The following is a 2301-nucleotide window of genomic DNA, read 5'->3' on the forward strand; positions in this document are numbered from 1 at the left end:
CCGTCAATTGCCGGGCCGGAGGTTTTGGCTTTGGCGCGGAGTCTAAAAGCGCCCGCCGCGCAGCTTGTTGAGTTCCGTGTCGAACAATTCGAACGGTGCCTCGAAGAAATCAAAGCGCTCGTAAAGCGGCGAAAGCAGAGCCTGCATCACCTCGGTCAGATTATCTTGCACCTGCTGCACAGTCGGCTGGCCAACCAGAGTGACGGTGTCCGTGCGCGTATGTCGGTCACCGAACATGGCGCGCATTCCATCCACGCTGGTCAGATAGCGGTCTTTCAGGCCGGTGAAGGTACACTCGATGGCGATGGACTCTACCCCCTCAAATGTGTCGGCAAAGCGGCTCGCGAAAAGCAGTCCTTCGCCGACGCGCCAGACCGGCATGGTGAGATCAATTGCGGCGCCGGCCGGCACCTTGTTGGGAATGCCGTCCTCGGAATAGCCGCGGACGGTGTAAAGTTTGCCGTCGCGCGACGCACGCCAGAAGTCGCAGTGTGCTGACGTGCGCAACCAATCCCGATCGACCTTCCTGCCCACCCACGCTTCAATGAAGTCCTCGTGCATGTAAGGCGCCCATTCGGGGCGGTTCATGTCGAGAAAAGTCGTCCAGCCGGTCAGGCGGATGCGCTGCGCCACCTGAAGGCGGTTGCGCAGTTCCACGAGCGTTGGCGCCGGCTCAGCCCCAATCAGTTTGAACGCCATTTCATAGTAGCCGTGTGGAAACCGCGCCTCGTCATTCTCGGGAAGATCGGCGACGAGTTCCTGCCAGCGCCTGCGCGCGCCTTCGGCATAGCCGTGCAGTTCGGCCGCTGCGTTGGGCACATGGGACACTGGCTCGACACGACCCGACACAATGGCCCGAATGGAGTCCAGCATGTCCTCACGCCCATTCTGAACACAGCGGCGTAGGAGGGCGCGCCATTCTTCGCCGGTCTGAGGCTCCTCGCTGCGCGGACCCGGCTTTCGGATATACACGCGGTTTTGCGCGATGACGTCCCGGCAGTCACGCTTGCTCATCACGGGTTCGGTCATTCCGCCGGGTACAACAATCAGGGGATGGAAGACGCCGGTCTCGGGATGGGGGACGACGTAGACCTCACAATGAAACCCCGGTGTCGCAAACCTCTGGATCGCGGCATTTACCGTATCCTGAGCTGTGGCAGGAATCTCGTCAGGGCGTGATACGGATACGAGCTGCGCGCGGTCATCCCGCATACCAATGATGATGTAGCCACCGCCGTGATTGGCAATGGCAATGGCAGCCTTGGCGAGGACCGCCTTATGGTTGGTCTCAGCGAGATTGAGCCAGCCCTTGTATTCCGCGGCCAGATCCTCGCGCGGCTCGGCAACGAGGGGAAGAAGTTCGTCAATAGACGGCACGACAGTCTCCGAGATAATGCGGTTTGCGCGTGGTGACGAGTTGCGAAGAAGCGGCCCGTCGGCCGCTTCGGGGCGCATACCAGCCTGTTAGTAAGGCTTCCTTGGCCTCGCCGGGTACCCCTCGATGTAATCTTCAAGCAGTCCGTAATGCTCAAGTATCCTGAAAGGATTGTTTGCGGCGGCGGCTATCCGATCCGAGTCGTCGATTCAACACCAAGGACACAGATCCCCGTTGGCTCTCAGCGGCTCTGAGCATTCTGCACATTCGGCGATCGCAGGGGCAATCTTCCCGTCCGCAAACACTTTGCCGCTACCCGCATCCGTGATCATGTAAGGCGTCGGGTAGCTGCGACCTATTTTACCGATATAGAAGCCGGCATCGAGTTTTTGTGCAGCCTCCTGAAGAGTCTCTTTCGTCTGCGAGGAAGACTTCGCTCCCGATATGATCGCTGCGACACATCGTTTCGGAATATAGAGGATCTTGTTGCCGCTCATGTCCTCGACATATCCCTCGAAGTTAACGGCTCGCACTTCCTGCTCGTAGCTCCATTCCGCATACTTCGAGAAATAGCCTTCGTAGAGGACGGCGTCCCGCAGAGCCATAGCGTCTCTGGGCTTCTTCCGGTATGCGGCCATCTGCGCGAACGAGACGAGCGTCTCACTCGGTCGATCTCGGTACGAAATGTCGCGGATCAGGAGATCCTGAAAAACCTCTTGCAGTTCGGAAACCTCGAATCCGATCACGAATCCGTTATGGTTGTTTCCGTAGTGCGCCCACATTGGGGTCACGACTGGCGATTTCGAGAAGCAGGTGGTCAACAGCGACGGGATTTCCCGGACTACTTCGCTGTACGTCGCCAGCAAATCAGATCCTTGATCAAGCTTTACCCCGAGGAATAGCTCAAAGGGATCGTTGTAGTCTTG

General features: G+C 58.6%; 2 protein-coding genes. Both read right to left on the reverse strand.

Annotated features, from left to right (window positions below; translation table 11 throughout):
• Positions 1–42 precede the first annotated feature (42 nt).
• Positions 43–1377 (reverse strand): ATP-binding protein, encoded by a 1335-nt coding sequence (locus EOA33_RS32730; protein WP_190234445.1) that lies wholly within the window; start codon positions 1375–1377, stop codon positions 43–45.
• A 207-nt stretch (positions 1378–1584) separates the two neighbouring features.
• A partial coding sequence (locus tag EOA33_RS32735; RefSeq protein WP_145989427.1) for a DUF2971 domain-containing protein occupies positions 1585–2301 on the reverse strand: 717 nt, incomplete at its 5' end.

This window comes from Mesorhizobium sp. M4A.F.Ca.ET.050.02.1.1 (assembly GCF_003997725.1).
In the GTDB taxonomy this organism is placed as follows: Bacteria; Pseudomonadota; Alphaproteobacteria; order Rhizobiales; family Rhizobiaceae; genus Mesorhizobium.